The organism is Pseudomonas sp. IT-P4 (genome assembly GCF_949767755.1).
GTDB classification, from domain to species: Bacteria; Pseudomonadota; Gammaproteobacteria; order Pseudomonadales; family Pseudomonadaceae; genus Aquipseudomonas; species Aquipseudomonas monachiensis.
In genome coordinates, this window is record NZ_CATKPX010000027.1 from 1 (window position 1) to 23,413 (window position 23,413).

Consider the following 23,413-nt stretch of genomic DNA (forward strand, 5'->3'; position numbering starts at 1 on the left):
AAAAAATGCCCGGCCAATTGCCGGGCATTTTCATTTCTGCGACCCGGGTTACGGAGCTCAGTTTGCCGCTTGCGGTTGAGACTCGGTGGTCGCTCCGTTGCGGGCGATCACGGTCAGGATCGACAGCGCGGCGATCACCAGCCCTGGTGACGTTGCCAGCAGCACGCCCGTGGTGCCGGCACCGGCGGCAAGGATCTGGCCGGCGGCCAGGGGGCCTGCCACCGAGCCGAGCCGGCCGATGGCCACGGCCGCGCCGACTCCGGTGGCGCGCACCGATGTCGGGTAGGAAGGGGGCGCCAGTGCATACAGCACCAGCTGTGCGGCCATGACGAACAACCCGACGGCAAACCCGGCGATGGCCATTGGCACGATACCCACCGACAGGCCGACCCCGGCCAGCGCCGCCAACACCCCGGCGTACACGAACAGGACCACTTTCAGGCCGTTGCAGCGGTCCAGCATCACCCCGCCGAGCAGCGAACCAATGGCGCCGCCGATGTTGAACAGCATCTGCACCATGCCTGCCTGGGGCTTGGTGAAACCCTGTTCCAGCAACAGTGAAGGCAGCCAGTTGAGCAGCATGTACATCACGGTCAGGGTGAAGAAGTAGCTCAACCACAAGGCCAGCGTGCAGCGTGCGCGTCCTTCGCCGAACAGCGCCTGGGCGGTAGACGAGCGTGAGCTGCTGGTCGTGATGTGTTGCTGGCGGAACGCGGTGGATTCGGGCAGCAGCAGGGCCATCAGCGGCACTACGAGCAAGGGCGTCAGACCGCCGATGATGAAGGTGGTTTGCCAGTGCTCACTGGAAAACATCGCCACCACGGCCGCCAGCGCGCCGCCCAAGGGCACGCCGCAGTACATGACGCTGATGGCGGTACCGCGATGGCGCTCGCTCACGGCCTCGGCACACAAGGCAATCAGGTTGGGCAGGGCGGCACCCAGGCCCAGGCCGGTCATGAAGCGCACCAGCAGCAGGCTGGAGTAGTTCTCGACATAGGCGGTGCAGAGCGAGAAGACACCGAACAGCAGCACGGCGCCGACGAGGATTTTCTTGCGGCCGATACGATCGGCCACCCAGCCGCCAAAAAACGCACCCGGCAGCAGGCCGATGATCCCGGCGCTGAACACCCAGCCCATCATCTTCGGGTCCAGGGCAAAGCTCTGGCGCAATCCCGCGGCAGCGGTGCCGGCAGCCTGCAGATCGAACCCCTCGATCAGCGCAACGATAAAGCACAAAGCGATTGTCAGCGTCGAGCGACGCGATGGACTGTCCATGGGTGAACCTCATTGTTGTTTTTGTTATGCAGTCGAGCCCGCCATGTGTTTGGGGTGCCGTCGCTGACCGCTGGTGATTAAGATAACAAAGATAACTAAAAAAAGAACACCGTCCTGAAAATTGTAAAAAACACAAATAAAGTGTTTAAAAACAGTCTATTAAGAATGCATTCAGATGATTATGTGAAAATAGATAATAATATTAATGTTCGATTATCGGTCATCTGCGATTGACGGCGACCCTTGGCTGTTTCCATTCTCTGGTCGTGAAGCCGGCAGTCCCGTGCGGATCCGGCACCCACGAACAACAATAAAAAGTGGACATCGAACATGCCAAAACGCCCTATGAACAGCGGTTCCGTAGCGTCACTTCCCTGCGTCTGCAGTGTCCATCCAGGGTGGGTCGTGGCACTGCTAGGCGTCAGCGTTCTGCCCTCTGAGCTGCGGGCCGAGGGGTTTATCGAGGACAGTCACGCAAACTTGACCCTGCGCAATTACTACATGGACCGTGACTACAAGGATGGCGGGGCCAAGTCTGCTGCGCGGGAGTGGGCCCAGGGGTTCATCCTTGGCATGGAGTCGGGGTTTACCGAAGGGGTTGTGGGTTTCGGTCTGGACGTTCGCGGGTTGCTGGGGGTCAAGCTCGATTCCGCGCCGCATCGCAGCGGCACCGAGTTGTTGCCGGTGTCGGCCAGCGACAAGCGCGCGGCGGATGAATATTCACGGCTCGCCCCGACAGCCAAACTGAGATTTGCCCAATCCACGGTAAAGAGCGGCGATGTCTCGATTTTCCTGCCGTTCGCTTTCGCCAGCCCATCGCGACTGTTGCCACAGACCTTTCGCGGCACGACCCTCAGTTCCAAAGATTTCGATGGCCTGACCCTCAACACCGGCTACATCGACCGCATCAACAAGCGCGATTCCACGGACTATCAGGCCATGAGTATCGCCACGCCAAACCGGCGATTCAACGGCGCCGCCACGACCTCGCATCTGGCGTACGTGGGGGGCGATTATCAGGTCAACAAAGAACTCAGTCTGCGCGCCTACCATGCGGAGGTGGCCGAGCTGTACCAACAGGACACCCTGGCGCTGCTGCACAACCTGCCGCTCGGCGACGGTGTGTTCACCAGTGACTTGCGCAGTTTTTTCAGCCGTGAGGATGGCGCCGCCAAAGCGGGTGAGGTGGACAACCGCAACCTCTCGGCATTGTTCGGCTACCGCCTCGGCGGGCACCGTGTGAGCCTCGGCTACATGTATTCCAGCGGCGACACGGCGACGCCCTACATCTCCGGCACGGAGTTGATGGGCATGAGCGAACAGACCATGGCTTCGGATTTTCTCAACGCCAAGGAGCGCACCTGGCAAGCGATCTATGACTACGACTTCGTCGCGTCCGGGGTGCCCGGCTTGAAGGGAAGGTTGCGTTACGTGCGCGGCGACAACATTGAGCTGGCCGCCTTCAACGCCGAGGACCGCAAAGAGCGCGAATTCCAGATGGAACTGGGTTATGTGATTCAGAGCGGTCCGCTGAAAAACGTCGGGCTGTTGGCGCGCAAGGCGATCTATCGCAACGACTTCCCGAGCGGTACAGCCTTTCGTGACGAAAACCAGACCCGGTTCCAGGTGCTCTACACCTTGCCGATCTGGTAACGCCAAGTTGCTCGATGTTCCTGGCCGGCCACCCCTCGGGGGTGTGCCGGCATAACGCGTTCAGTCCTGATAAACCTTCTTGAGCAGGCGCAGCAGTTCTTCGCGTTCCCCGCCGGTCAGCGCTGACGTGGAGTCGAAATCGCTTTGCGCGGCGATTTGCTTGAGCTCCTTGAGCAAAGTTTCGCCGGTCTTGCTCAGGAAGATCCCGTAGGAGCGTTTGTCCGGCTTGCAACGCACCCGCACCGCCAGCGCGCGGCTTTCCAGTTTATTGAGCAGCGGCACCACCTGCGGCGGCTCGATGGCCAGGGCCCGAGCCAGGTCGGCCTGCATCAGCCCCGGATTCTGGTCGATGATCGCCAGGGCCGAGAACTGCGCGGGGCGCAGGTCGTGGGCTGACAGGCGACCGATCAGGTTCTGGAACAGTTTGAGTTGGGCGCGCCGCATCGCGTAGCCGATCAGGTCATCCAGTGCCGAATCCAGCGGTGCCTGCAGCTCGGCGGTGGCGGAAGGGGACTCGCTCTGGTCGGCGAGGGGAGAGGGCTTGGCCATTGCGGGTGAATCCTGAAGAGGTGGAGGTTAACAAGTGTATCTAGTTTGCCGGGGTTGGCCGCTGATAGCTATGCCCGTCGTTCACAGCGATGGGGTGGAAGGATATTTGCGGGTGGATAAAAAAATGGTTAATTCGATTAATGGTTAATTGACATAACTAAATCGCTCCTTTAATTTCCAGTCATCTTCAAGCCAAGAACAAGAGAGCATCGCCATGAGCAATTACGAAGGTCGCTGGACAACCGTCAAGGTCGAGATCGAAGAAGGCATCGCCTGGGTCATCCTCAATCGCCCGGAAAAACGCAACGCCATGAGCCCGACGCTCAACCGGGAAATGATCGATGTGCTGGAAACCCTGGAGCAGGACCCGGCGGCCGGCGTGTTGGTGCTGACCGGTGCTGGTGACGCCTGGACCGCGGGCATGGACCTCAAGGAGTACTTTCGCGAAGTGGACGCGGGCCCGGAGATCCTCCAGGAAAAAATCCGCCGCGAAGCCTCGCAATGGCAATGGAAACTGCTGCGCATGTACGCCAAGCCAACCATCGCCATGGTCAACGGCTGGTGCTTCGGTGGCGGCTTCAGTCCGCTGGTGGCCTGTGACCTGGCGATCTGCGCCGATGAAGCAACCTTCGGCCTCTCGGAAATCAACTGGGGCATCCCGCCGGGCAACCTGGTGAGCAAGGCCATGGCCGACACCGTGGGCCACCGTCAATCGCTGTACTACATCATGACCGGCAAGACCTTCGATGGGCAGAAAGCCGCCGAGATGGGCCTGGTCAACGAAAGCGTGCCCCTGGCGCAACTGCGTGAAGTCACCGTGGATCTGGCGCGCAACCTGCTGGAGAAAAACCCGGTGGTGCTGCGTGCGGCCAAGCATGGCTTCAAGCGCTGCCGCGAGCTGACCTGGGAGCAGAACGAAGACTACCTGTACGCCAAGCTCGACCAGTCGCGCCTGCTCGACACCGAAGGTGGCCGCGAACAGGGCATGAAGCAGTTCCTCGACGACAAGAGCATCAAGCCCGGTCTGCAGGCCTACAAACGCTGAGACTGATCGCCGGGTGCATGTCCGCCCCGGCGCTCTGTATCGCTCGACTGTATTCCCGATAAAGACAATAAAGAGGAATCACCATGCTGGACGTGCCCCTGCTGATTGGCGGCCAGTCGCTGCCTGCCCGCGACGGTCGGACCTTCGAACGCCGCAACCCGGTGACCGGTGAAGTGGTATCGCGGGTAGCCGCCGCCACCCTGGAAGATGCCGATGCCGCGGTGGCTGCGGCCCAGGCAGCGTTTCCCGCCTGGGCCGCCCTGGCGCCCAATGAACGTCGCACCCGTTTGCTCAAGGCCGCCGAGCAGTTGCAGGCGCGCAGCGACGAGTTCATTGCTGCGGCTGGCGAAACCGGGGCCATGGCCAACTGGTACGGTTTCAACGTGCGGCTGGCGGCCAACATGCTGCGTGAAGCGGCGTCGATGACCACCCAGATCAATGGCGAAGTCATCCCTTCGGATGTGCCGGGCAGTTTTGCCATGGCCCTGCGCCAACCCTGCGGTGTGGTGTTGGGCATTGCCCCGTGGAACGCCCCGGTGATTCTCGCCACCCGCGCCATCGCCATGCCGCTGGCGTGCGGCAATACCGTGGTGCTCAAGGCTTCGGAGCTGAGCCCGGCGGTACACCGCCTGATCGGCCAGGTCTTGCAGGATGCCGGATTGGGCGATGGCGTGGTCAACGTCATCAGTAATGCCCCGGCCGATGCCCCGGCGATTGTCGAGCGGCTGATCGCCAACCCGGCGGTGCGGCGGGTCAACTTCACCGGTTCGACCCATGTCGGGCGCATCGTTGGTGAGCTCTCGGCGCGTCACCTCAAACCGGCGCTGCTGGAGCTGGGCGGCAAGGCGCCGTTGCTGGTGCTCGATGATGCCGACCTGGATGCAGCGGTGGCGGCGGCAGCCTTTGGCGCGTATTTCAATCAGGGCCAGATCTGCATGTCCACTGAACGGCTGATCGTCGATGCCAAGGTTGCCGATGCCTTCGTCGCCAAACTGGCGGCCAAGGTCGAGACCTTGCGCGCCGGTGATCCTGCGGCGACGGATTCAGTGCTCGGTTCGCTGGTCGATGCCAGTGCCGGCACGCGCATCAAGTCGCTGATCGATGATGCCGTCGCCAAGGGCGCGCGGCTGGTGATTGGCGGGCAACTGGAAGGCAGCATTTTGCAGCCGACCCTGCTCGATGGTGTCAACGAGAGCATGCGCCTGTACCGCGAAGAGTCCTTCGGCCCGGTAGCGGTGTTGTTGCGTGGTGATGGCGATGAAGCGTTGTTGCGTCTGGCCAACGATTCCGAGTTCGGGTTGTCGGCGGCGATCTTCAGCCGTGATACCGGGCGTGCCCTGGCGCTGGCCCAACGGGTCGAGTCGGGCATCTGCCATATCAATGGCCCGACCGTGCACGACGAAGCGCAAATGCCCTTCGGCGGGGTCAAGTCCAGCGGCTACGGCAGCTTTGGCGGCAAGGCATCCATCGAGCATTTCACTCAGTTGCGCTGGGTCACCTTGCAGCATGGACCACGGCATTACCCGATCTGAACCGCAGAAATAACAATAAAAAAGGCTGCAGCTACCACCATGCCCATTCGTGCGGCTTGGTGGTAGCGTGCCTTGATGGAGAACAAGCACGTGAGTTCCGAATTCAGATCGCAACCCCACACCGAGGCCGGCGCGCCGCGCTACCGCCACGTGTCCATCGGTCGCGCCGCGGTCGAGGTGACAGAGCGGCAGGGCGCATTGCACATGCGTTCCCTGGAGCCATTGGCCGAGTATCCGCCGCGCCTGCTTGACCGCCTGGTGCATTGGGCCCGGGTGCGTCCCGAGCAGACTTTCATTGCCGCCCGCCAGGCCGACGGTGAGTGGCGCCGGGTCAGCTATGCCGAGATGCTCGACAGCGTTCGCGCCATTGCCCAGCGCTTACTGAGTTACGGGCTGTGCGCAGAGAAACCGTTGGTGCTGCTTTCGGGCAACGACATCGAACATTTGCAACTGGCGTTCGGTGCCCTGTACGCGGGCATTCCCTACTGCCCGGTATCGCCGGCCTACTCGCTGTTGTCCCAGGATTTCGCCAAGCTGCGTCACGTCTGCGAGCTGCTGCAGCCCGGCCTGGTGTTTGTCAGTGACGCCGCGGCCTACCAACGCGCCATCGAGGCGGTGCTGCCGGCCCAAACGCCATTGATCACCGTCCGTGGCCAAATCGCCGGGCGTAACCAGGTCAGCTTTGCCAGCCTGCTTGAGCAGCCGGGCGGGGCCGAGGCCGAAGCCGCGTTTGCCGGCACGGGGCCGGACAGCATCGCCAAGTTCCTGTTCACCTCCGGCTCGACCAAACTGCCCAAGGCGGTGATCACCACCCAGCGCATGCTGTGCTCTAACCAACAGATGCTATTGCAGACGTTTCCGGTGTTCGGTGAAGAACCGCCGGTGCTGGTGGACTGGCTGCCATGGAACCACACCTTCGGCGGCAGCCATAACGTCGGCATCGTGCTCTACAACGGTGGCAGCTTTTACCTGGACGACGGCAAGCCCACGGCGCAGGGGGTCGCGCAGACCCTGCGTAACCTCAAGGAAGTGTCGCCCACCGCCTACCTGACCGTGCCCAAGGGCTGGGAGGAACTGACCTCGGCACTGGAGCAGGACGCGGAGCTGCGGGAGATCTTTTTCAAGCGCATCAGCCTGTTTTTCTTTGCTGCGGCCGGTCTGTCGCAAAGCGTCTGGGACCGCCTCGACCGGATCAGCGAACAGCACTGCGGCGAGCGTATCCGCATGATGGCCGGGCTCGGCATGACCGAGGCTTCACCGTCCTGCACCTTCACCACCGGGCCGTTGTCCATGGCCGGTTATGTCGGCTTGCCGGCGCCCGGTTGCGAGGTGCGCCTGGTGCCGGTGGACGGCAAGCTGGAAGGGCGCTTTCGTGGGCCGCACATCATGCCCGGCTACTGGCGGTCACCGCAGCAGACGCTCGATGCGTTCGACCCGCAGGGCTTCTACTGTTCCGGCGATGCGCTCAAGCTCGCCGACCCGCGTGATCCGCAATTGGGGCTGATGTTCGACGGGCGTATCGCCGAAGATTTCAAATTGTCATCCGGCGTGTTTGTCAGCGTCGGGCCCTTGCGCAGTCGTGCGGTGCTCGAAGGTTCGCCCTATGTCCAGGACCTGGTGGTGACCGCGCCGGATCGCGAATGCCTGGGCGCGTTGGTGTTTGCGCGGATGTTCGAATGTCGACGGCTATCAGGGTTGGCGGCCAGTGCCAGTGACACCGAGGTGTTGGCCAGCGCGCCGGTGCGCGAATGGTTTGCCGGCTGGTTGCAGCGACTCAATCGCGACGCCACGGGCAATGCCAGTCGCCTGGAATGGATCGCCTTGCTCGACGAGCCGGCGTCTATCGACCGGGGTGAAATCACCGACAAGGGCTCGATCAATCAGCGTGCGGTATTGCAGTGGCGCGCGGAGCAGGTCGAGGCGCTGTATCGCGGGCTCGATCCGGCCATCCTGCGTGCCGGGGCGAAGTCGTGAGCGAAGTCCTGAACACCGGCGGGCAGTACTCGGCCTTTACCGATGCGGCGATTTTCGATGCGGTGCGCACGCCGTGGGTGGACCTCGGCGGGGCGTTGGCCGAGGTGTCGCCGATCGACCTGGGCATCAAGGTCGGGCGCGAAGTACTGGCGCGCGCGCAAGTCGATCCGCTGGCGGTCGACAGCGTGCTGGCGGGCTCCATGGCCCAGGCCAGCTTCGATGCCTACCTGCTGCCACGGCACCTTGGCCTCTACAGCGGCGTGGCGCAGTCGGTACCGGCACTGGGGGTGCAGCGCATCTGCGCCACCGGTTTCGAACTGCTGCGCCAGGCCGCCAGGCAATTGGATGACGGCGTGCAATTGGCTCTGTGCGTGGCCACCGAATCGATGTCGCGCAATCCGATTGCGGCCTATACCCATCGAGGTGGCTTCCGCCTTGGCGCGCAAGTGCAGTTCAAGGATTTTCTCTGGGAAGCCTTGTACGACCCGGCCCCCGGGGTGGACATGATCACCACCGCCGACAACCTGGCGCGGCGTTATGGGCTGAGTCGCGAAGCGGTGGACGCCTACGCCTGTGCCAGTCATCAGCGGGCGTTTGCGGCACAACAAGCGGGGTGGCTGGCACCCGAGATCGTTGCCGTGGGGCATCAGGTGTTCGAACTGCAAGGCTATCAGCCACGGGGCATCCGCCTGTCACGCGGTGTCGCCACGGTGAGTCAGGACAGCCACCCACGACCCGGTGACATCGCGGCGTTGGCCCGGTTGCGCAGCGTGCACGAAGGCGGGGTGCAAACCGCCGGCAACAGTTGTGCGGTGGTTGATGGCGCGGCGGCTGCCCTGGTCGGGCGCGCTTCGGCCTGTCGGGATATACCCTTGGCCTTGCTGCGGGCCAGCGCGGTGGTCGGGGTGGCGCCGGAGTTCATGGGCATCGGTCCGGCACCGGCGATTCGCCTGCTGTTGCAACGCAGCGGCCTGAACCTGGAGCAGATCGGTCGCTTTGAAATCAACGAAGCCCAGGCCGCCCAGGTCCTGGCGGTGGCTCAGGAACTGGAGCTGGACCCTTCGCGTCTGAACGTCCAGGGCGGTTCGTTGGCGCTTGGCCACCCCTTGGCCGCCAGCGGCTTGCGTCTGGTGCTGACCCTGGCCCGACAACTGCGTGAGCACAATCTGCGTTACGGCGTCGCCGCGGCCTGTGTTGGCGGCGGGCAGGGCATGGCGCTATTGATCGAGAACCCCGACTGGCGTGCTTGAGACTTCTTCGGCTGGCGGACAGCCTGTGTTGTCCAGTGCCTATAGAGCGTGGGTATCCGCTGGTCAGTTTGTTTTGTCGTCTTGCCCGACAATGCCAAGCTAGGTGTTCGGCGACAACGTTGGACGGCAAGGAGACATCATGACGGTCAAGCGTATGGACAACATCGGCATCGTTGTAGAGGACCTCGACGCTGCCATCGATTTCTTCACCGAACTTGGCCTCGAGTTCGAGGGGCGCGCGCCCATCGAAGGCGACTGGGCAGATGGCGTCACTGGATTGCGTGACATGCGCGTCGAGATTGCCATGATGCGTACGCCGGACGGTCACAGCCGGCTCGAGTTATCCCGATTTATCGCACCACCTGTGGTCGCCGATCACCGCAACGCCCCGGTGAACGCCCTCGGTTATCTGCGCGTCATGTTCACAGTGGAGGACATCGACGATACGCTTGCCAGGCTCCAGAAACGCGGCGCGGAGCTCGTTGGCAAAGTGACCCGATACGAAGATGCGTATCGCCTCTGCTACATACGGGGACCCGAAGGCATTCTCATCGGTCTGGCCCAGGAGCTGGGGCAGCACGCTTCTCGATGAGCACATCGCTGGACGGTCGCCCCTGTGCCTGAAACATCCGCCGCTGTCCGCTACCCCAACGACGCCACGCTATTGAGCAAGGTCTTGACCAGTTGCGCCTGGCGCGTGGCGCCGGTCTTGGCGAACACTCCGCGCAGGTGGGCGCGCACGGTGTTGCGCGAAACCCCGAGTGCCTCGGCCGTCTCGTCGAGGGTCTGGCCGTCCATGACCAGCATGGCCACTTCGGTTTCCGTGCGGGTCAGCTGAAACAGGCTGCGCAGCAGGTCTCGGGAGGCTTGGGGCGAGTCGGCGGGATCGCGGATGAATACCACCACTGCGGGGCGTCGGGCGCTGTTGTGGGTCTGGTAGTTCATGGCAATCGGGCGCAGCAGCAAGTTCAGCGGCATCTCGCCGCTGGGCCGCGACAGGGTCAGGACTTGCAGGTCGTCGAGGCCCCGCGGGCGCTGTTTCAGCACCGCCTGGATGGCCTGCTGCAGTGTGCGGTTCTCATGGTTGGCGAAGGCACAGAGCTTGTCGTGCTTGCACTCCAGGCCGTCATGGCTGTCGAACAGGCGCTGGGCGGCACGGTTGCAGCGCATCATCCGGCCGTTCTCGTCGAGGATGGCCGTGCCCACCATCAGGCGGTCGATGGTGGCCGCGTAGAGCTGGCGTTCGGCATCCAGTTGATCCACCGCCGAGTGCAGGTCCACCGCCTGTTGCAGGTGCGGCAACAACAGGCGGATCAGGTTGAGCTGCGCCGGGGTGAAGGCTTCGCTGGCGTGGTCGCGGCAGGCGAACAGCGCGCAGTGCATGCCGGCGGCGGTGCGCATGTTGGCCACCAGCACATCGCGCAGGTCCAGGGGCTGCAGGTAGTTGCGGTAGAAATCATGGGCCAGCCAGGCCTCCGTGCCCAGCACCTGGTCGGCACTGGCCACCTGGTCCGCGGGCCAGTCGAGGAACGGGCAGATCGAATAGAAGTGCTCGCTGTAGGAGGGCTCGCCGGGCAACAGCGCGCCATGCACCGAGGCATTGACGATCAGCCCGGGGCGTTCATGGTCGGGGTTGCGCAGCACCAGGGTGAAGAAGCTGACGGCGAAGCGCTGGCGCAGGGCTTCGAGCAAACTGGCCCAGGGCGTTGGCTCCAGCGTGCCGTGGTAGACCAGCCCGAGCAGGCTGCTGAGCTCGGCAGAGGGGATGTCGATGCTGGCGTGCAGGTCCGGGCAGGTGGAAAAGGGCAGGGTCATGCGCGCCTCTTTGGCTGCGTGTTGTCATGGGCGAGTATCGACCGGGGTTACGACAGCAAAATCGTCCGTTTGGCCTAGGGGTGCAGCGCATGCCCAAGGGGCAGGCTGCGCCCGGTAGCCGTTACAGCGCCAGCAGGGCTTCGACGATGCGTTCGGCGGCGGCTTCGGCGGACTCGAACTGGGTGTCGATGTGGATGTCCGGCGCCACCGGCGGCTCGTAGGGTGAGTCGATGCCAGTGAAGTTTTTCAGCTCACCGCGCCGGGCCTTGAGGTACAGGCCCTTGGGGTCGCGCTGCTCGGCCAGGGCCAGCGGCGCATCGATGAAGATCTCGAGGAAGTTGCCGTCGCCTGCCAGGCTGCGGGCCATGTCACGCTCGGCACGGAACGGCGAGATGAACGAGACCAGGGTGATCAGCCCGGCATCGAGCATCAGCCTGGCCACCTCCGAAACCCGTCGGATGTTTTCCACCCGGTCGGCTTCGGTAAAGCCCAGGTCGCGGTTCAGGCCGTGGCGCACGTTATCGCCGTCGAGCAGGTAGGTGTGCCGGCCCAGGGCATGCAGCTTGCGTTCGACCAGGTTGGCGATGGTCGACTTGCCCGCGCCGGACAAACCGGTAAACCACAGCACCCGCGGCGATTGGCCCTTGAGCGCGGCGTGGGCCTCGCGGTTGACGTCGATGGCCTGCCAGTGCACGTTCTGCGCACGGCGCAAGGCGAAGTGCAGCATGCCGGCGCCGACCGTGCGATTGCTCAGGCGGTCGATGACGATAAAGCCTCCGGTGTCGCGGTTGTCGGCATAGGCATCGAAGGCGATCGGCCGGTCCAGGTGCAGGTTGCACACGCCAATGCCATTCAGTTCCAGGGTCTTGGCCGCCAGATGCTCGAGGCTGTTCATATCGACCCGGTGCTTGAGGTTGGCGCAGCTCATGCCAACGGTGCGGTAACCGATTTTCATCAGGTACGGGCGGCCCGGCAACAGGGGCTGTTCGTCCATCCAGACCAGGGTCGCTTCGAACTGGTCGGCCACCGCCGGCGGGGCGTCGGCCAGGGCGATCACATCGCCGCGGCTGATGTCGATCTCGTCCTTGAGGGTCAGGGTCACGGCCTGGCCGCACAGGGCTTGCTGCTGCTCCCCGGCGCTGCCCAGGATACCGGTGATCTCGCTCTGCTGGCCCGAGGGCAGCACGCGGATACGCTCGCCGACGCTCACGCTGCCGGCCACGACGTTGCCGCAATAGCCACGAAAATCCAGGTTCGGCCGGTTCACCCACTGCACCGGCAAACGGAACGCCGCATTGCTCTGCCGGTCCTGCTCCAGCGGTACGTCTTCAAGGTAGGCGAGCAGACTCGGGCCCTGGTACCAGGGCGTGTTGGGGCTGGCCTGGAGCATGTTGTCACCGCGCAGTGCCGACAGCGGGATGCACTGGATATCCAGCAGGCCGATCTGCGCGGCGAAGGCGCGATACTCGGCTTCGATGCGCTCGAACAATGCCTGGGAATAGTCCACCAAGTCGAGCTTGTTGATCGCCACCACCACCTTGCGAATACCCAGCAGCGACACCAGGTAACTGTGTCGGCGGGTCTGGGTCAGCAAGCCCTGGCGGGCGTCGATGAGGATCACCGCCAGGTCGGCGGTGGACGCGCCGGTGACCATGTTGCGGGTGTACTGTTCGTGGCCGGGTGTGTCAGCGACGATGAACTTGCGCTTGTCGGTGGCAAAAAAACGGTAAGCCACATCGATGGTGATGCCTTGCTCGCGCTCGGCGCTCAGGCCGTCCACCAGCAGGGCGAAATCCAGTTCGTCACCCTGGGTACCGAGCTTTTTCGAGTCGGCTTCGAGCTGGCCCAACTGGTCCTCGAACAGCACCTTGGATTCGTACAGCAGGCGGCCGATCAGGGTGCTCTTGCCGTCGTCGACACTGCCACAGGTGATGAAGCGCAGCAGTTGCTTGTTCTGCTGTTGTTGCAGGTAGGGCGTCAGGTCGCCATTGCGTGCATCGGTGATCGCGTTCATCAGAAATACCCCTCTTGTTTCTTCTTCTCCATGGAGCCCGCCGAATCGCTGTCGATCAGGCGGCCCTGGCGTTCCGAGGTGCGGCTGACCAGCATCTCGCCGATGATCGCCGGCAGGTTGTCGGCGTCACTGTCGATGGCGCCGGTCAACGGGTAGCAGCCCAGGGTGCGGAAGCGCACCTTGCGCAGTTCCGGGGTTTCTCCCGGCAGCAGCGGAAAGCGCTCGTCGTCGACCATGATCAGCGTGCCGTCACGGCGCACCACCGGGCGCTCCTTGGCGAAGTACAAAGGCACGATGGGGATCTGTTCCAGGTAGATGTATTGCCAGATATCCAGCTCGGTCCAGTTCGACAGGGGGAACACCCGCAGGCTTTCACCTTTGCGCTTGCGGGTGTTGTACAGGCGCCAGAGCTCCGGGCGTTGCTGCTTGGGGTCCCAGCGGTGCTGCTCGGAGCGCAGGGAAAACACCCGCTCCTTGGCCCGCGACTTTTCTTCGTCGCGCCGGGCACCGCCGAACGCGGCATCGAAACCGTAGTGGTCCAGGGCCTGCTTGAGGCCCTGGGTCTTCCACACATCGGTGTGCACGGCCGAGCCGTGGATGAAGGGATCGATGGCCTTTTCCACGCCTTCGGGGTTGATGTGCACCAGCAGTTCCAGGCCCAGGCGTTCGGCGGTCTGGTCGCGAAAGGCGATCATTTCGCGAAACTTCCAGGTGGTGTCCACGTGCAGCAGGGGGAAGGGCGGCTTGCCCGGGGCGAAGGCTTTCATCGCCAGGTGCAGCATGACCGCGCTGTCCTTGCCGATGGAGTAGAGCATCACCGGGTTCTCACACTCGGCCACCACTTCGCGGATGATCTGGATGCTTTCCGCTTCCAGCCATTGCAGATGAGTCAACATCGGATACCTCCTCGTGTTCTGCCGGGATGGGTGCCGGCTGAACACCACGGTAGGTAAAGCACCGCCGGTGCCTCTTCGTCTGCTCGGACGAAGAAGCGCCGGCGGTTGAAGATCACGCGACGGACGCGTACAGCGTCTCGGCACGGACCTTGAGGGCATGGGCAACGGCATCGAACCCTTGCTTGACCCAAGCGCCATGGTCGGTCATGACCTGGTCGGCGGTGGCGCCGAGGAACTGGTCGGTGGTGTGGTAGCGGCAACTGGCCGTTCCGGTGTGCTCGATGTGTTGCTCGCGACGGGCCGCGTCGGGATTGCCGGCGTTGGCATACATCTCCCAGGCGAGCAGCCGGTGGGGCTCGAAGTCCGCCAGGTACTCGATCACGTGCAGCAGTTCACCCGGGCGCCCCGGATTGGGCAGGAACAGGTTGACCGGATCGCCGAGCACCAGGCTCGACTCGACCTTGACCGTGTAGGGGTTCCACTGCGGGTAGGCGGGCAGGTCGATGAGGATTGCCCAGACCAGTTCGGCCGGGGCGGCGATGTCCACGGTCAGCGAACGGACCAGGTTTTTTTCTGCGCTCATGGGTGGCTCCTGTGAGGATGACTGCGCGCCACGGACGGTGGCGCCAGTGAGCCCTGGGCTCAGGCGCGATCCTCACCGCTTGTACCCGTCGGCTCCTCGTCCGCCCGGACTAGATCGGGCGTTTAGTCCGCATGGACGAAGAACCGTTGCCGCGCTTCTCCCTAAGGTCGTCTACAGCGGCGGGCCCTCCGCCGGCAGAGGAGACTGACATGGCTACAGACACCCCCCAACAGGAGGTCATCAGCGGTGAGACCTGGACCCGGTTTTGCGAGCAGTTGCGCCGCAGCGGCGAACAGATACTGCGTGCCGAAGCCCCGGCCGACGAGCAGACCCGCGCCGAAGGCTTTCGCTACCTCACCCGCTTGCTGCGCATCGCCCTGGAGATGCACCTGGAATTCGCCGACCCCGACTTCCCCGGGTTCATCACCCCTTCCCATGAAACCGCCAAGATCGGCGCCGACAACCCCGACAACCTGTACCGCTATGCGCGCCTGAACGGCGAGCACGAATACCGGGTCAGCGGCCAGCGCGGCAGTGTCGCCTACCTGAGCTTCGGTTCGCAGAAGGGCGGTTACGAGACGGACGGCAAGATGATCCAGACCGGCTTTATCGACGCCGGGCAACTGCAACTGGATGCCGAGGGCAATTTCGAAATCATCCTCAGCCAGCGCCCGCCGGCCAGCGGCAACTGGCTGCCCCTTGAGCCGCAGAGCAATGCGCTGATCGTGCGCCAGACCTTTCTCGATCGCAGCAGCGAGCAACCGGCGCAACTGCGCATCGAGCGCCTGCAGGCCAGCCAGGCACCCGTGCCGCTGGATGCCGCGGGCCTGCAACAAAGCCTGCAGCGGGTCGGCAGTTTCGTCGAGAACACTGCGCGCTTGTTCGCCGACTGGGCCCAGGGTTACCAGCAGCACAGCAACCAGCTGCCGCCTGCCGACCAGGCGCTGTGCCAGTCCGTGGGCGGCGACCCCAACATCTTCTATTACCACTCCTGCTGGGCGCTGGCCGACGACGAAGCGCTATTGATCGAAGTCGATCAGGTGCCGGCCTGCGACTTCTGGAACCTGCAGATCAACAACTACTGGATGGAGTCGCTCGACTACCGCTACCACCGCATCTGCCTGAACAAGCACTCGGCACAGCTTGCGGCGGACGGCAGCCTGCGCATGGTCCTCAGCCACCGTGACCCGGGCCTGGCCAACTGGCTGGAAACCGCCGGCCATCCCCACGGCACCCTGTGCCTGCGCTGGGTCGGCGCCACGCAACCGGTTCACCCGACCACCCGCGTGGTCAAACTCAATGACCTCAAGGAGCTGGCACTATGAGCGGCAACGATTTTTCTCCGGAGCTGCTGCTGGCCGAAGCCAGCGCTCGCGCAGGTGGCCTTGAGGATTTCGGCCCGGGTGATTTTCGCCAGGGCCTGGTGGTGCTGGCTGACGCTCTGGAAAAAGAAGCACGGTTGTCGTCCCGGGGGCGTGCACTGTTGCGCGAGAAACTGCTGGCGCAACTGGTGAACCGTCTGGTGATCGAAGACCATTGTCGACGCTTCCCGGAAATCCTCGAACTGCAAATCAACGATCCGTTGGTGATCGTCGGCCTGCCACGCACCGGCACCACATTGCTGCAACGCACCCTGGCGGTGGACCCGCAGTTCAGCAAGGCACAGTGGTGGGAAACCCGCTACCCGGCACCACTGAGCGGGGAGACCCTGGAGCAACCGTTGCAGCGCCTGGGCCTGGCGCGCGCTGAAGTGGCGGCGATGATCGAGTTCCTTCCGCAGTTGCTGGCCATCCACCCACTGGACGCCGAGCAGCCCGACGAAGAGTTCATGTTGATGGAGCACTCGTTCCTCTGCGCCATGGACTCCTACGTCAACGTCCCCAGCTACACCGCCTGGCTCGACCGTCAGGACCAGACCCAAGTCTACCGTTACCTCAAGCGCACCTTGCAGTTCCTGCAATGGCAGCAGGCACGCCGTGGCATCGCCCCCGGCCGGCGCTGGTTGCTCAAGAGCCCGCAGCACCTGCATACCCTGGAGTTGTTGTTCGACGTGTTCCCCGGGGCGCAGGTGGTGCTCACTCATCGCGAACCGGCCAGGACCATTCCCTCGCTGGCCAGCTTCATCCATACCCTGTGGCAGCTGTACAGCGACCAGGCCGATGCCCTCGCCGTCGGCGAGCAGTGGAACCGGCGCATGGCGCGGGCCTTGCGCCATGCCATGGCGGTGCGCGAACGCATGCCGGCCGAGCGCTTTCTCGATGTGCAGTTCGAAGACACCCTGGCCGCGCCCCAGGCAGTGGTCGAACGCATCTATCGCTTCGCCGGCCTTGAATGCACGCCAAAGGTCCGGGCGGCCATGGACCAATGGTTGTCCGCCAACGGCCGGGAAAAACGCGCTGCCCATCACTACAGTCCTGACCAGTTCGGCCTCAGCGACACGTTGCTGCAACGTGACTACGCCGAGTACCGCGCCCGGCATCTGCAAGCCTGAGCCTGTCCCAAAACAATAAGAGGATTCATCCCATGCTGCTTAAAGACAAAGTCGTGATGGTTTCGGGCATCGGCCCCGGGCTGGGTATCAAACTGGCCCTGGAGGCCGCGCGGGAAGGGGCGCGGGCCGTGGCCATCGGCGCCCGCGACAGGGGCCGCCTGCTTGAGGCACAACAACGCATCAAGGCGGTCGCCGGGCATTGCCAAGTGCTGTGCGTGGCCACCGACATCACCGATGTGCAGGCCTGCAAGCGTTTCGCCGAAGCCACCCTCGAGCAATTCGGCCGTATCGATGCGTTGATCAACAGCGCCTTTTCCCATGGCGGATTCCAGGCGGTGGACGAGGCAGACAACGACCCGCTTCGCGAGGCGCTGGAGGTCAACCTGCTGGGCTCGCTGAACATGAGCCGCGCGGTGCTGGCGCCCATGCGCGCGCAGGGTGCGGGGGCGATTGTGATGATCAACACCCTGGGGGTGCGCAAGCCGTATCAGGGTGGGGCGGCCTATGCCGCGTCGAAAAGCGCCCTGGCGGCCAGCGTGCGCTACCTGGCCAGTGAGCAGGCGGCCCATGGTCTGCGGGTCAACGCCCTGGCCTGTGGCTGGATGTGGGGCGAGCCGGTGCAGGCCCTGGTACGACAAACGGCTGCCGCCCGGGGTGTCAGCGAAGAACAGGTGCGCGCCGAGTTCAGTGCCGGCATCCCTGGCGGTCGCATGCGCAGCGATGAGGAGTGCGCCCGCGCTGCGTTGTTTCTGGCATCGGACTACGCCAGTGCGATCAATGGCGCGCAGCTCGATGCCAACGGCGGCGAAGTCATGCACTGAGGAGGACGGCAGATGAACACAATCGATCACTGCGCCTTCAACGGCGATGCCGACGGTCTGTGCGCCCTGCAGCAGTTGCGCCTGGCGGGAGAACTGGGTCCGCAGGTGCACCTGGTCAGCGGGGTCAAGCGCGACATCGAACTGTTGCGCCGAGTCCAGGCCGGACCCGGCGAGCGGGTCACGGTGCTGGACGTGGCCCACGAGCAGAACCGCGAGGCCACCCGGCGCCTGCTCGACGCCGGCGTCCGGGTACGCTACTTCGACCACCACTTTGCCGGCGAACTGCCTCGGCACCCGGCATTTGAGTCCTTCATCGACACGGTCGCCCAGGTGTGCACCAGCCTGCTGGTCAACACCTACCTGGACGGGCGTCATCACCGTTGGGCGGTGGCCGCCGCCTTTGGTGACGGCCTGGCCGGGCCGGCGCGGGCGCTGGCGAAGCAGCATGGCCTGGCCAACGATGAGTTGCAGGCCCTGGAGGAGCTAGGCCTGCTGCTCAACTACAACGCCTATGGCGACAGTCTGTCGGACCTGCACTTCGAGCCGCTGGCGCTGGCCGCCGAGCTGCTGCCTTACCACGACCCGCTGGATTTCATCCGCCACAGCACAAGCTTCACCACCCTGCGCATCGGCCACGCCGCCGACATGGCTGCTGCCGCAGGCCTTGAACCCTGGCACGAAGGCCGGGGCGCGCGGCTGTATCGCCTGCCCGAGCAACCCTGGGCGCGAAGGGTCAGTGGCGTGTTGGCCAACCAGCTGGCGGCCGGTGCACCGCGCAAGGCGATCGGCTTGCTCAGCGCCAGGGCGGACGGTGACTGGGCGTTCAGCCTGCGGGTACCGGAAGAGGCCGGGCTGGCGGCGGATGCCTTCTGCCGGCAGTTTCCAACGGGGGGAGGGCGCAAGCGTGCTGCCGGGATCAACCGTCTGGCCGACGCGCAATTGAAGGAAGTCGCCGCACGCCTGCTCGATTGCTATCGCTGAAGAAAGAGCAACGCCCCGAGCGGATCGGTCGGGGTGTTGCTTGCCACCAAGGGTCAGCGATACAAGCGCCTGAACCGCTCGATCCAATATAGCTTGAACGCAGTCTTATATTCCATAAATGAAGTACAAAGTATTTTTATAGTGCGTTTTAATCTATTCAGTATTTTGAATCGATTGGAGCACTTGTCTGTGAACACTAAGGCGCTTTTACCTTTTGGCTTGGCATTACTGGCTACCTGCTCGACGGCGTTCGCGGGCGCCACCCTGGATCGCGTAACCGGCAGCGGGGAGCTGACCGGCGTTCTGATGGAAAGCTATCCGCCATTTTCCTTTCTCAATGAACAGAACCAACTGGACGGGTTTGACGTGGATGTCGCCAAGGCCATTGCGCAACGGTTAGGGGTGAAGCTCAAGCTGCAGACACCGTCCTGGGATGTCATCGCTGCCGGACACTGGAACGGACGCTATGACATCTGCGTCTGCTCGATGACCCCGAGCAAGGCACGGGCCGAAGTGTTCGACTTCCCGGTCGAGTATTACCAGTCCCCGGCCGTGATCGTGGTGAATGCCAAAGACAAGAACATTGCCACGGGCAAGGATCTGTCAGGTAAAAAAGTCGGTGTGATCAGTGCGTCGACCTATGAAGCCTATCTGAACAAGGACCTGGTGATCGAGGGCGCCGAGGACAAGCCGTTGAGCTATCCATTCGAAAGCGTCCAGGTCGCGCCGTACGACAACGAAACGGTAGCCTTCCAGGATCTGGCCCTGGGTACGGGCGTGCGCCTGGATGCCATGGTCACCAACCTCATCACCGCTCGCGAACGCATCGCCCAGGATCCTCGCTTCAAAATTGCCGGCGACACGCTGTATGCGGAACCCAACGTGGTAGCGATCGAAAAGGGCGATCCGCAATGGAATGCCAAAGTCACTGAGGTCGTCACCCAGCTCAAGGCCGACGGCACATTAAGCAAGATTTCACAGAAGTGGATCGGTGCCGATATCAGCCAATGACAGCCCTCAATCCACACCCGGCCAAGGCGACTGTCGCCCCCGAGACCCAGACGCGTCGTTTCAGCCCGCTACCTGGTTTTCGCACTCGCCTGTATTTGACCTGGGCAGTGCTGTTTGCCCTGTGCGTCATGTTTTTCATGAGCTTCGATCTGAAGTTCTCGATCATTGTGCAGAAGCTGCCCAACCTGGTCGGCCTGCATTTGGGGCCTGACGGTTTCTTGCAGGGCGCCGCACTGACACTGTTCCTGTGCTTCTGCTCGATCTGGCTTTCATTGCTCCTTGGCTTCGTGACGGCACTGGCACGCCTGTCTCGCAGTGCAGTGGCTTTCGGCATTGCCAGTTTCTATGCGTCCTTTTTTCGCGGTACTCCGCTGCTGATCCAGATCCTGCTGATCTACCTGGGGCTGCCGCAGTTGGGTGTGGTTCCGGGCGCCATCAGCGCGGGGATCATTGCGCTGTCGCTCAATTATGGTGCCTACCTCAGCGAGATTTTTCGTGCCGGCATCATGGCTGTCGCACCCGGGCAGCGCGAAGCGGCGATGGCCCTGGGGCTGAAGCCGGCGGCAACATTCCTGCACGTCGTCCTGCCGCAAGCCATGCGCACGATCATTCCCCCGACAACCAGTCAGTTCATTTCAATGCTCAAGGACTCTTCGTTGATATCGGTGATGGGGGTCTGGGAAGTGATGTTCCTGGCGCAGTCGTACGGTCGCTCGTCCTACCGCTACATCGAAATGCTCACCACCGCAGCCGTTATCTATTGGCTCCTGTCCATTGGGCTGGAGTTGATTCAGAACCGTCTTGAACGCCACTACGGCAAGGGTTTCAAGCATCAGCGCTGACCCGTCCGATTAATGATTTTTTACAGGTACTACGATGTCCGATCCGAAACCTCTGTTGTTTGCGTTATACGAGCAAGCCAGTGTTGGCTGTGGCGGCGCGCCGAGCCTCTGGACGCACCCGGCTGACGAACGACTGACCATCAATTCCCTGGGCTACTGGTCGAATCTGGCACGCATCGCCGACCAGGCTCATCTCGACATGCTGTTCTTTGGTGATGTGCTGGGCTTCTACGATGTGTTTGGCGGCAATGCCGACGCGGCCATGAAGTGGGCGGTGGAAGCACCGGCCAACGATCCGTTGATGATCATCCCGGCATTGGCCGCCGTGACGGAAAACCTCGCCTTCGGCGTCACTGTCACTACCAGTTACGAGCATCCTTTCACCCATGCCCGGCGCTTCAGCACACTGGATCACCTGACCAATGGCCGGGTCGGGTGGAACATCGTCACCTCCTACCTGACCAGCGCCGCTCGCAACTTCGGCCTGGAGCAGATGATCAGGCACGATGATCGCTATGAGCGCGCGGATGAATTTCTCGATGTGGTCTACAAGCTCTGGGAGGGCAGTTGGGCAACCGATGCCGTGGTGGCCGACAAGTCTCGCCAGGTCTATGCCAGGGGCGATCGCGTGCGACCGATCAACCATGTTGGCGAGCATTACCGGGTGGCCGGGCCGCATTTGACGTCCCCGTCACCGCAACGTACACCTTTGCTGATCCAGGCCGGTTGGTCAGGCCGTGGTCGCGAGTTTGCGGCCAAGCACGCCGAACTGATTTTCATCGCCAAGTCCAACCCGCTGGAGATTCGCCAGGGACTGGAAGATATATGGACGCAGGCCAGGGCACGGGGGCGTCACGCCGAGGATGTGAAGTCGCTGACGGTGCTGCGCATCGTCACCGCCAGGACCGAGATCGAAGCCCAGCGCAAATATGACGAGCTGCAAAGCAACTATCACTTGCAGGCGCAACTGGTGAGTTATGCCGGGGACACCGGTATCGACATCAGCCGCTACGCGGACAGCGATGCGTTGTCCACTCACACCGAAGGCATGACCTCCTATGTGATGCGTCCCGATGGCAGTGGCAAGCCCTTGACCGCCGGCGATGTCAAACAGCGCTTTGCCAACGTCACCCGGGGCAGTGACCTGATTCTGGTGGGAACGCCGCAACAAGTGGCCGATCGCATCGAAGAGCACGCCCGTATTTCCGGCACCAGCGGCTACATGCTCAACCCGCTGATCAGCCCGGGCAGCCTTGAGGACTTCGTTGAGCTGATCATTCCTGAACTGCAAAAGCGTGGTTTGTATCGCACCCGGCCACAGAGCGGTACTTTCCGTTCGCGGTTACGGCAAGATGGCGCTAGCCATTTACCGGATTCGGCCTACGGCGCCTCATTCCGCTTTGATTAAGGGTTTCAGGACGGGACATCTTGAAAAAGGGGCTCTCCAGGGACCCCTTCATTGAGCAAATATCCTGTTCAGAAGTATTTGAGCCATCCGATATCGCGACGGCGTGCCTTCAATGCCGTGAACCAGCGCACGGGTAAATACAGGGATAAAGCCAGGAGCACCGCCGTCAGCCACACAGCCCAAATGCTGTCGAAACCGAAAAAAACTCCCTGGTTCAATCCGAACAGCGCCACGCCGACCAGATACAGCGCCTTGAGTGCGTAAAGGTGAAGCAAGTAGAAGAACATCGGCGCCGCACCAAAGACGGCCAATGCATTGACCCACTTGCGTTGTCGGGCCCGTTCCAGGGCACGTAGCAGTAACAGCCCCACTCCCAGCGTCAGTGAAAGAAACAGCAGGGAAGGTGGGTATTTTGTAATGTTGAAGAAGCTCATGAGGGTTTGCGTGATGCCTTCATGGGCGACCCAATGCGCCTCGCCATAACCATTGATGGCTCGCAGCGCGACAAATCCGATCAATGCCCCGGCCCCGGCAAGCAGCAGATTACGTTGACGCTGCGCGGCCAAGACCTGGCCGGCAAACCAGGGGCCGATACTGTATCCAAGGGCAATCACACCGATCCAGGGAAGCACCGGATAAGAGGTGCGCAGACGCAAGCTGTCGGAGAAATCGATCCAGCCGCGATCATGCAGAATCGCCCAAGGTATATGCATGGGCGAGCCTGCCGCGAAGTGAACATTATCCAGCAGGTTGTGCCCGGCCACGATCACCAGGCCCAGGCAGCACAGCATGGGCCTGGGTAACCAAACCAGTCCGGCCAGGGCAATCATGCAGATGCCAATGGCCCAGATCACTTGCATGTAGATTGCCGTAGGCGGGAACTGAAAAGTCCAGGCGAAATTCACCAGGGTGAACTCAAGCAGCACCAGGAACAGGCCGCGCTTGAATAAAAAGGCTGACACATCGCCCTTGCCCTGGTGTTTTTGGCCATACAGGTAAGCGGAAAGCCCGGTGAGCAGTATGAAAACCGGCGCACACAAATGGGCAAGTGTGCGGCTGAAAAATAGCGCCGGCTCAGTGGATTCGATGTCCATCGGGTCTGTTACCTGACGGTGCAAAAAGAACGTTTCGCGCACGTGATCCAACAGCATCAGGAGGATTACCAATCCCCTCAGGGCATCAATGGACAGCAGGCGTTGGCTCAAGCCTGTGATGGGCGGGACATGGGTAGAAGTTGTCATCGAATATCGCAAGCAGGGAGTGGATGGCTCTG

General features: G+C 62.7%; 20 protein-coding genes. 13 read left to right on the top strand and 7 right to left on the bottom strand.

The features are described 5' to 3' along the window. Positions 1 to 57: 57 nt before the first annotated feature. Entirely contained in the window at positions 58 to 1,275 is a 1,218-nt protein-coding gene (gene mhpT / locus ACM6IT_RS10835) for a 3-(3-hydroxy-phenyl)propionate transporter MhpT (RefSeq protein WP_056722906.1), read from the bottom strand. Between the two features lie 345 nt (positions 1,276 to 1,620). Between mhpT and ACM6IT_RS10840 the strand changes: the two genes are divergently transcribed. Continuing rightward, a complete protein-coding gene (locus ACM6IT_RS10840; RefSeq protein ID WP_414918006.1) occupies positions 1,621 to 2,928 on the top strand; it encodes an OprD family porin in 1,308 nt (435 codons plus the stop codon). A gap of 60 nt (positions 2,929 to 2,988) precedes the next feature. Here ACM6IT_RS10840 and ACM6IT_RS10845 read toward each other — a convergent pair whose 3' ends face one another. Beyond that, complete coding sequence (locus tag ACM6IT_RS10845) at positions 2,989 to 3,477, bottom strand: MarR family winged helix-turn-helix transcriptional regulator (protein WP_056722902.1); 489 nt, start codon at positions 3,475 to 3,477, stop codon at positions 2,989 to 2,991. A 214-nt stretch (positions 3,478 to 3,691) separates the two neighbouring features. On the opposite strand from ACM6IT_RS10845, the gene ACM6IT_RS10850 reads away from it, so the two are divergent. The 5 genes from ACM6IT_RS10850 (at position 3,692) to ACM6IT_RS10870 (ending at position 9,870) form a co-directional block, all read left to right on the top strand. Next, positions 3,692 to 4,522 (top strand): p-hydroxycinnamoyl CoA hydratase/lyase, encoded by an 831-nt coding sequence (locus tag ACM6IT_RS10850; protein ID WP_414917964.1) that lies wholly within the window; start codon positions 3,692 to 3,694, stop codon positions 4,520 to 4,522. Positions 4,523 to 4,605: 83 nt separating this feature from the next. Further along, positions 4,606 to 6,054, top strand: a complete 1,449-nt coding sequence (locus tag ACM6IT_RS10855; RefSeq protein WP_414917965.1) for an aldehyde dehydrogenase — start codon at positions 4,606 to 4,608, stop codon at positions 6,052 to 6,054. 90 nt (positions 6,055 to 6,144) lie between these two features. Further along, entirely contained in the window at positions 6,145 to 8,028 is a 1,884-nt protein-coding gene (locus tag ACM6IT_RS10860; RefSeq protein ID WP_414917966.1) for a feruloyl-CoA synthase, read from the top strand. Positions 8,029 to 8,036: 8 nt separating this feature from the next. Then, positions 8,037 to 9,278, top strand: a complete 1,242-nt coding sequence (locus ACM6IT_RS10865) for a thiolase family protein (RefSeq protein ID WP_414918007.1) — start codon at positions 8,037 to 8,039, stop codon at positions 9,276 to 9,278. A gap of 139 nt (positions 9,279 to 9,417) precedes the next feature. Then, a complete protein-coding gene (locus tag ACM6IT_RS10870) occupies positions 9,418 to 9,870 on the top strand; it encodes a VOC family protein (RefSeq protein WP_414917967.1) in 453 nt (150 codons plus the stop codon). A gap of 50 nt (positions 9,871 to 9,920) precedes the next feature. On the opposite strand, the gene ACM6IT_RS10875 is transcribed toward ACM6IT_RS10870, so the two are convergent. From ACM6IT_RS10875 to ACM6IT_RS10890, 4 genes are all read right to left on the bottom strand, one after another. Beyond that, entirely contained in the window at positions 9,921 to 11,093 is a 1,173-nt protein-coding gene (locus tag ACM6IT_RS10875; protein WP_056722886.1) for a helix-turn-helix transcriptional regulator, read from the bottom strand. 121 nt (positions 11,094 to 11,214) lie between these two features. Beyond that, entirely contained in the window at positions 11,215 to 13,107 is a 1,893-nt protein-coding gene (cysN, locus tag ACM6IT_RS10880) for a sulfate adenylyltransferase subunit CysN (protein WP_414917968.1), read from the bottom strand. Beyond that, complete coding sequence (gene cysD, locus ACM6IT_RS10885) at positions 13,107 to 14,201, bottom strand: sulfate adenylyltransferase subunit CysD (protein ID WP_414917969.1); 1,095 nt, start codon at positions 14,199 to 14,201, stop codon at positions 13,107 to 13,109. Before cysD ends, cysN begins: the two co-directional genes overlap by 1 nt. After that, positions 14,116 to 14,586 carry an SRPBCC domain-containing protein gene (locus tag ACM6IT_RS10890; protein WP_414917970.1) on the bottom strand — a complete coding sequence of 157 codons (471 nt, stop codon included), beginning with the start codon at positions 14,584 to 14,586 and terminating at the stop codon, positions 14,116 to 14,118. The genes cysD and ACM6IT_RS10890 overlap by 86 nt, the downstream gene beginning before the upstream one ends. A 209-nt stretch (positions 14,587 to 14,795) precedes the next feature. On the opposite strand from ACM6IT_RS10890, the gene ACM6IT_RS10895 reads away from it, so the two are divergent. The 7 genes from ACM6IT_RS10895 to ACM6IT_RS10925 all read left to right on the top strand — a co-directional run bounded on the left by ACM6IT_RS10895 (position 14,796) and on the right by ACM6IT_RS10925 (position 22,140). Continuing rightward, entirely contained in the window at positions 14,796 to 15,911 is a 1,116-nt protein-coding gene (locus ACM6IT_RS10895) for a DUF1214 domain-containing protein (RefSeq protein ID WP_223541642.1), read from the top strand. After that, entirely contained in the window at positions 15,908 to 17,077 is a 1,170-nt protein-coding gene (locus ACM6IT_RS10900; RefSeq protein WP_414917971.1) for a sulfotransferase family protein, read from the top strand. The genes ACM6IT_RS10895 and ACM6IT_RS10900 overlap by 4 nt, the downstream gene beginning before the upstream one ends. 32 nt (positions 17,078 to 17,109) lie before the next feature. Then, entirely contained in the window at positions 17,110 to 17,898 is a 789-nt protein-coding gene (locus tag ACM6IT_RS10905) for an SDR family oxidoreductase (RefSeq protein WP_223541640.1), read from the top strand. A gap of 12 nt (positions 17,899 to 17,910) precedes the next feature. Beyond that, positions 17,911 to 18,879: a DHH family phosphoesterase gene (locus tag ACM6IT_RS10910; protein WP_414917972.1), complete on the top strand. Its 969-nt coding sequence runs from the start codon at positions 17,911 to 17,913 to the stop codon at positions 18,877 to 18,879. Between the two features lie 189 nt (positions 18,880 to 19,068). Then, positions 19,069 to 19,890: an ABC transporter substrate-binding protein gene (locus ACM6IT_RS10915; RefSeq protein WP_414917973.1), complete on the top strand. Its 822-nt coding sequence runs from the start codon at positions 19,069 to 19,071 to the stop codon at positions 19,888 to 19,890. Further along, positions 19,887 to 20,732 (top strand): amino acid ABC transporter permease, encoded by an 846-nt coding sequence (locus ACM6IT_RS10920; protein ID WP_414913249.1) that lies wholly within the window; start codon positions 19,887 to 19,889, stop codon positions 20,730 to 20,732. Before ACM6IT_RS10915 ends, ACM6IT_RS10920 begins: the two co-directional genes overlap by 4 nt. 34 nt (positions 20,733 to 20,766) lie before the next feature. Beyond that, positions 20,767 to 22,140, top strand: a complete 1,374-nt coding sequence (locus tag ACM6IT_RS10925; RefSeq protein WP_414917974.1) for an LLM class flavin-dependent oxidoreductase — start codon at positions 20,767 to 20,769, stop codon at positions 22,138 to 22,140. A gap of 68 nt (positions 22,141 to 22,208) precedes the next feature. On the opposite strand, the gene ACM6IT_RS10930 is transcribed toward ACM6IT_RS10925, so the two are convergent. Next, complete coding sequence (locus tag ACM6IT_RS10930) at positions 22,209 to 23,381, bottom strand: DUF1624 domain-containing protein (protein WP_414917975.1); 1,173 nt, start codon at positions 23,379 to 23,381, stop codon at positions 22,209 to 22,211. Between the last annotated feature and the right edge of the window lie 32 nt (positions 23,382 to 23,413).

What these genes read in the sequence shown, in the direction of transcription:
- ACM6IT_RS10870 (WP_414917967.1), top strand. Translation starts at nt 9,418, where the DNA reads ATGACGGTCAAGCGTATGGACAACATCGGCATCGTTGTAGAGGACCTC.
- ACM6IT_RS10890 (WP_414917970.1), bottom strand. Translation starts at nt 14,586, where the DNA reads ATGAGCGCAGAAAAAAACCTGGTCCGTTCGCTGACCGTGGACATCGCC.
- ACM6IT_RS10900 (WP_414917971.1), top strand. Translation starts at nt 15,908, where the DNA reads ATGAGCGGCAACGATTTTTCTCCGGAGCTGCTGCTGGCCGAAGCCAGC.
- ACM6IT_RS10920 (WP_414913249.1), top strand. Translation starts at nt 19,887, where the DNA reads ATGACAGCCCTCAATCCACACCCGGCCAAGGCGACTGTCGCCCCCGAG.
- ACM6IT_RS10855 (WP_414917965.1), top strand. Translation starts at nt 4,606, where the DNA reads ATGCTGGACGTGCCCCTGCTGATTGGCGGCCAGTCGCTGCCTGCCCGC.
- ACM6IT_RS10895 (WP_223541642.1), top strand. Translation starts at nt 14,796, where the DNA reads ATGGCTACAGACACCCCCCAACAGGAGGTCATCAGCGGTGAGACCTGG.
- ACM6IT_RS10875 (WP_056722886.1), bottom strand. Translation starts at nt 11,093, where the DNA reads ATGACCCTGCCCTTTTCCACCTGCCCGGACCTGCACGCCAGCATCGAC.
- ACM6IT_RS10910 (WP_414917972.1), top strand. Translation starts at nt 17,911, where the DNA reads ATGAACACAATCGATCACTGCGCCTTCAACGGCGATGCCGACGGTCTG.
- cysN (WP_414917968.1), bottom strand. Translation starts at nt 13,107, where the DNA reads ATGAACGCGATCACCGATGCACGCAATGGCGACCTGACGCCCTACCTG.
- mhpT (WP_056722906.1), bottom strand. Translation starts at nt 1,275, where the DNA reads ATGGACAGTCCATCGCGTCGCTCGACGCTGACAATCGCTTTGTGCTTT.
- ACM6IT_RS10925 (WP_414917974.1), top strand. Translation starts at nt 20,767, where the DNA reads ATGTCCGATCCGAAACCTCTGTTGTTTGCGTTATACGAGCAAGCCAGT.
- ACM6IT_RS10845 (WP_056722902.1), bottom strand. Translation starts at nt 3,477, where the DNA reads ATGGCCAAGCCCTCTCCCCTCGCCGACCAGAGCGAGTCCCCTTCCGCC.
- ACM6IT_RS10905 (WP_223541640.1), top strand. Translation starts at nt 17,110, where the DNA reads ATGCTGCTTAAAGACAAAGTCGTGATGGTTTCGGGCATCGGCCCCGGG.
- ACM6IT_RS10840 (WP_414918006.1), top strand. Translation starts at nt 1,621, where the DNA reads ATGAACAGCGGTTCCGTAGCGTCACTTCCCTGCGTCTGCAGTGTCCAT.
- ACM6IT_RS10850 (WP_414917964.1), top strand. Translation starts at nt 3,692, where the DNA reads ATGAGCAATTACGAAGGTCGCTGGACAACCGTCAAGGTCGAGATCGAA.
- cysD (WP_414917969.1), bottom strand. Translation starts at nt 14,201, where the DNA reads ATGGCGCTTGGGTCAAGCAAGGGTTCGATGCCGTTGCCCATGCCCTCA.
- ACM6IT_RS10930 (WP_414917975.1), bottom strand. Translation starts at nt 23,381, where the DNA reads ATGACAACTTCTACCCATGTCCCGCCCATCACAGGCTTGAGCCAACGC.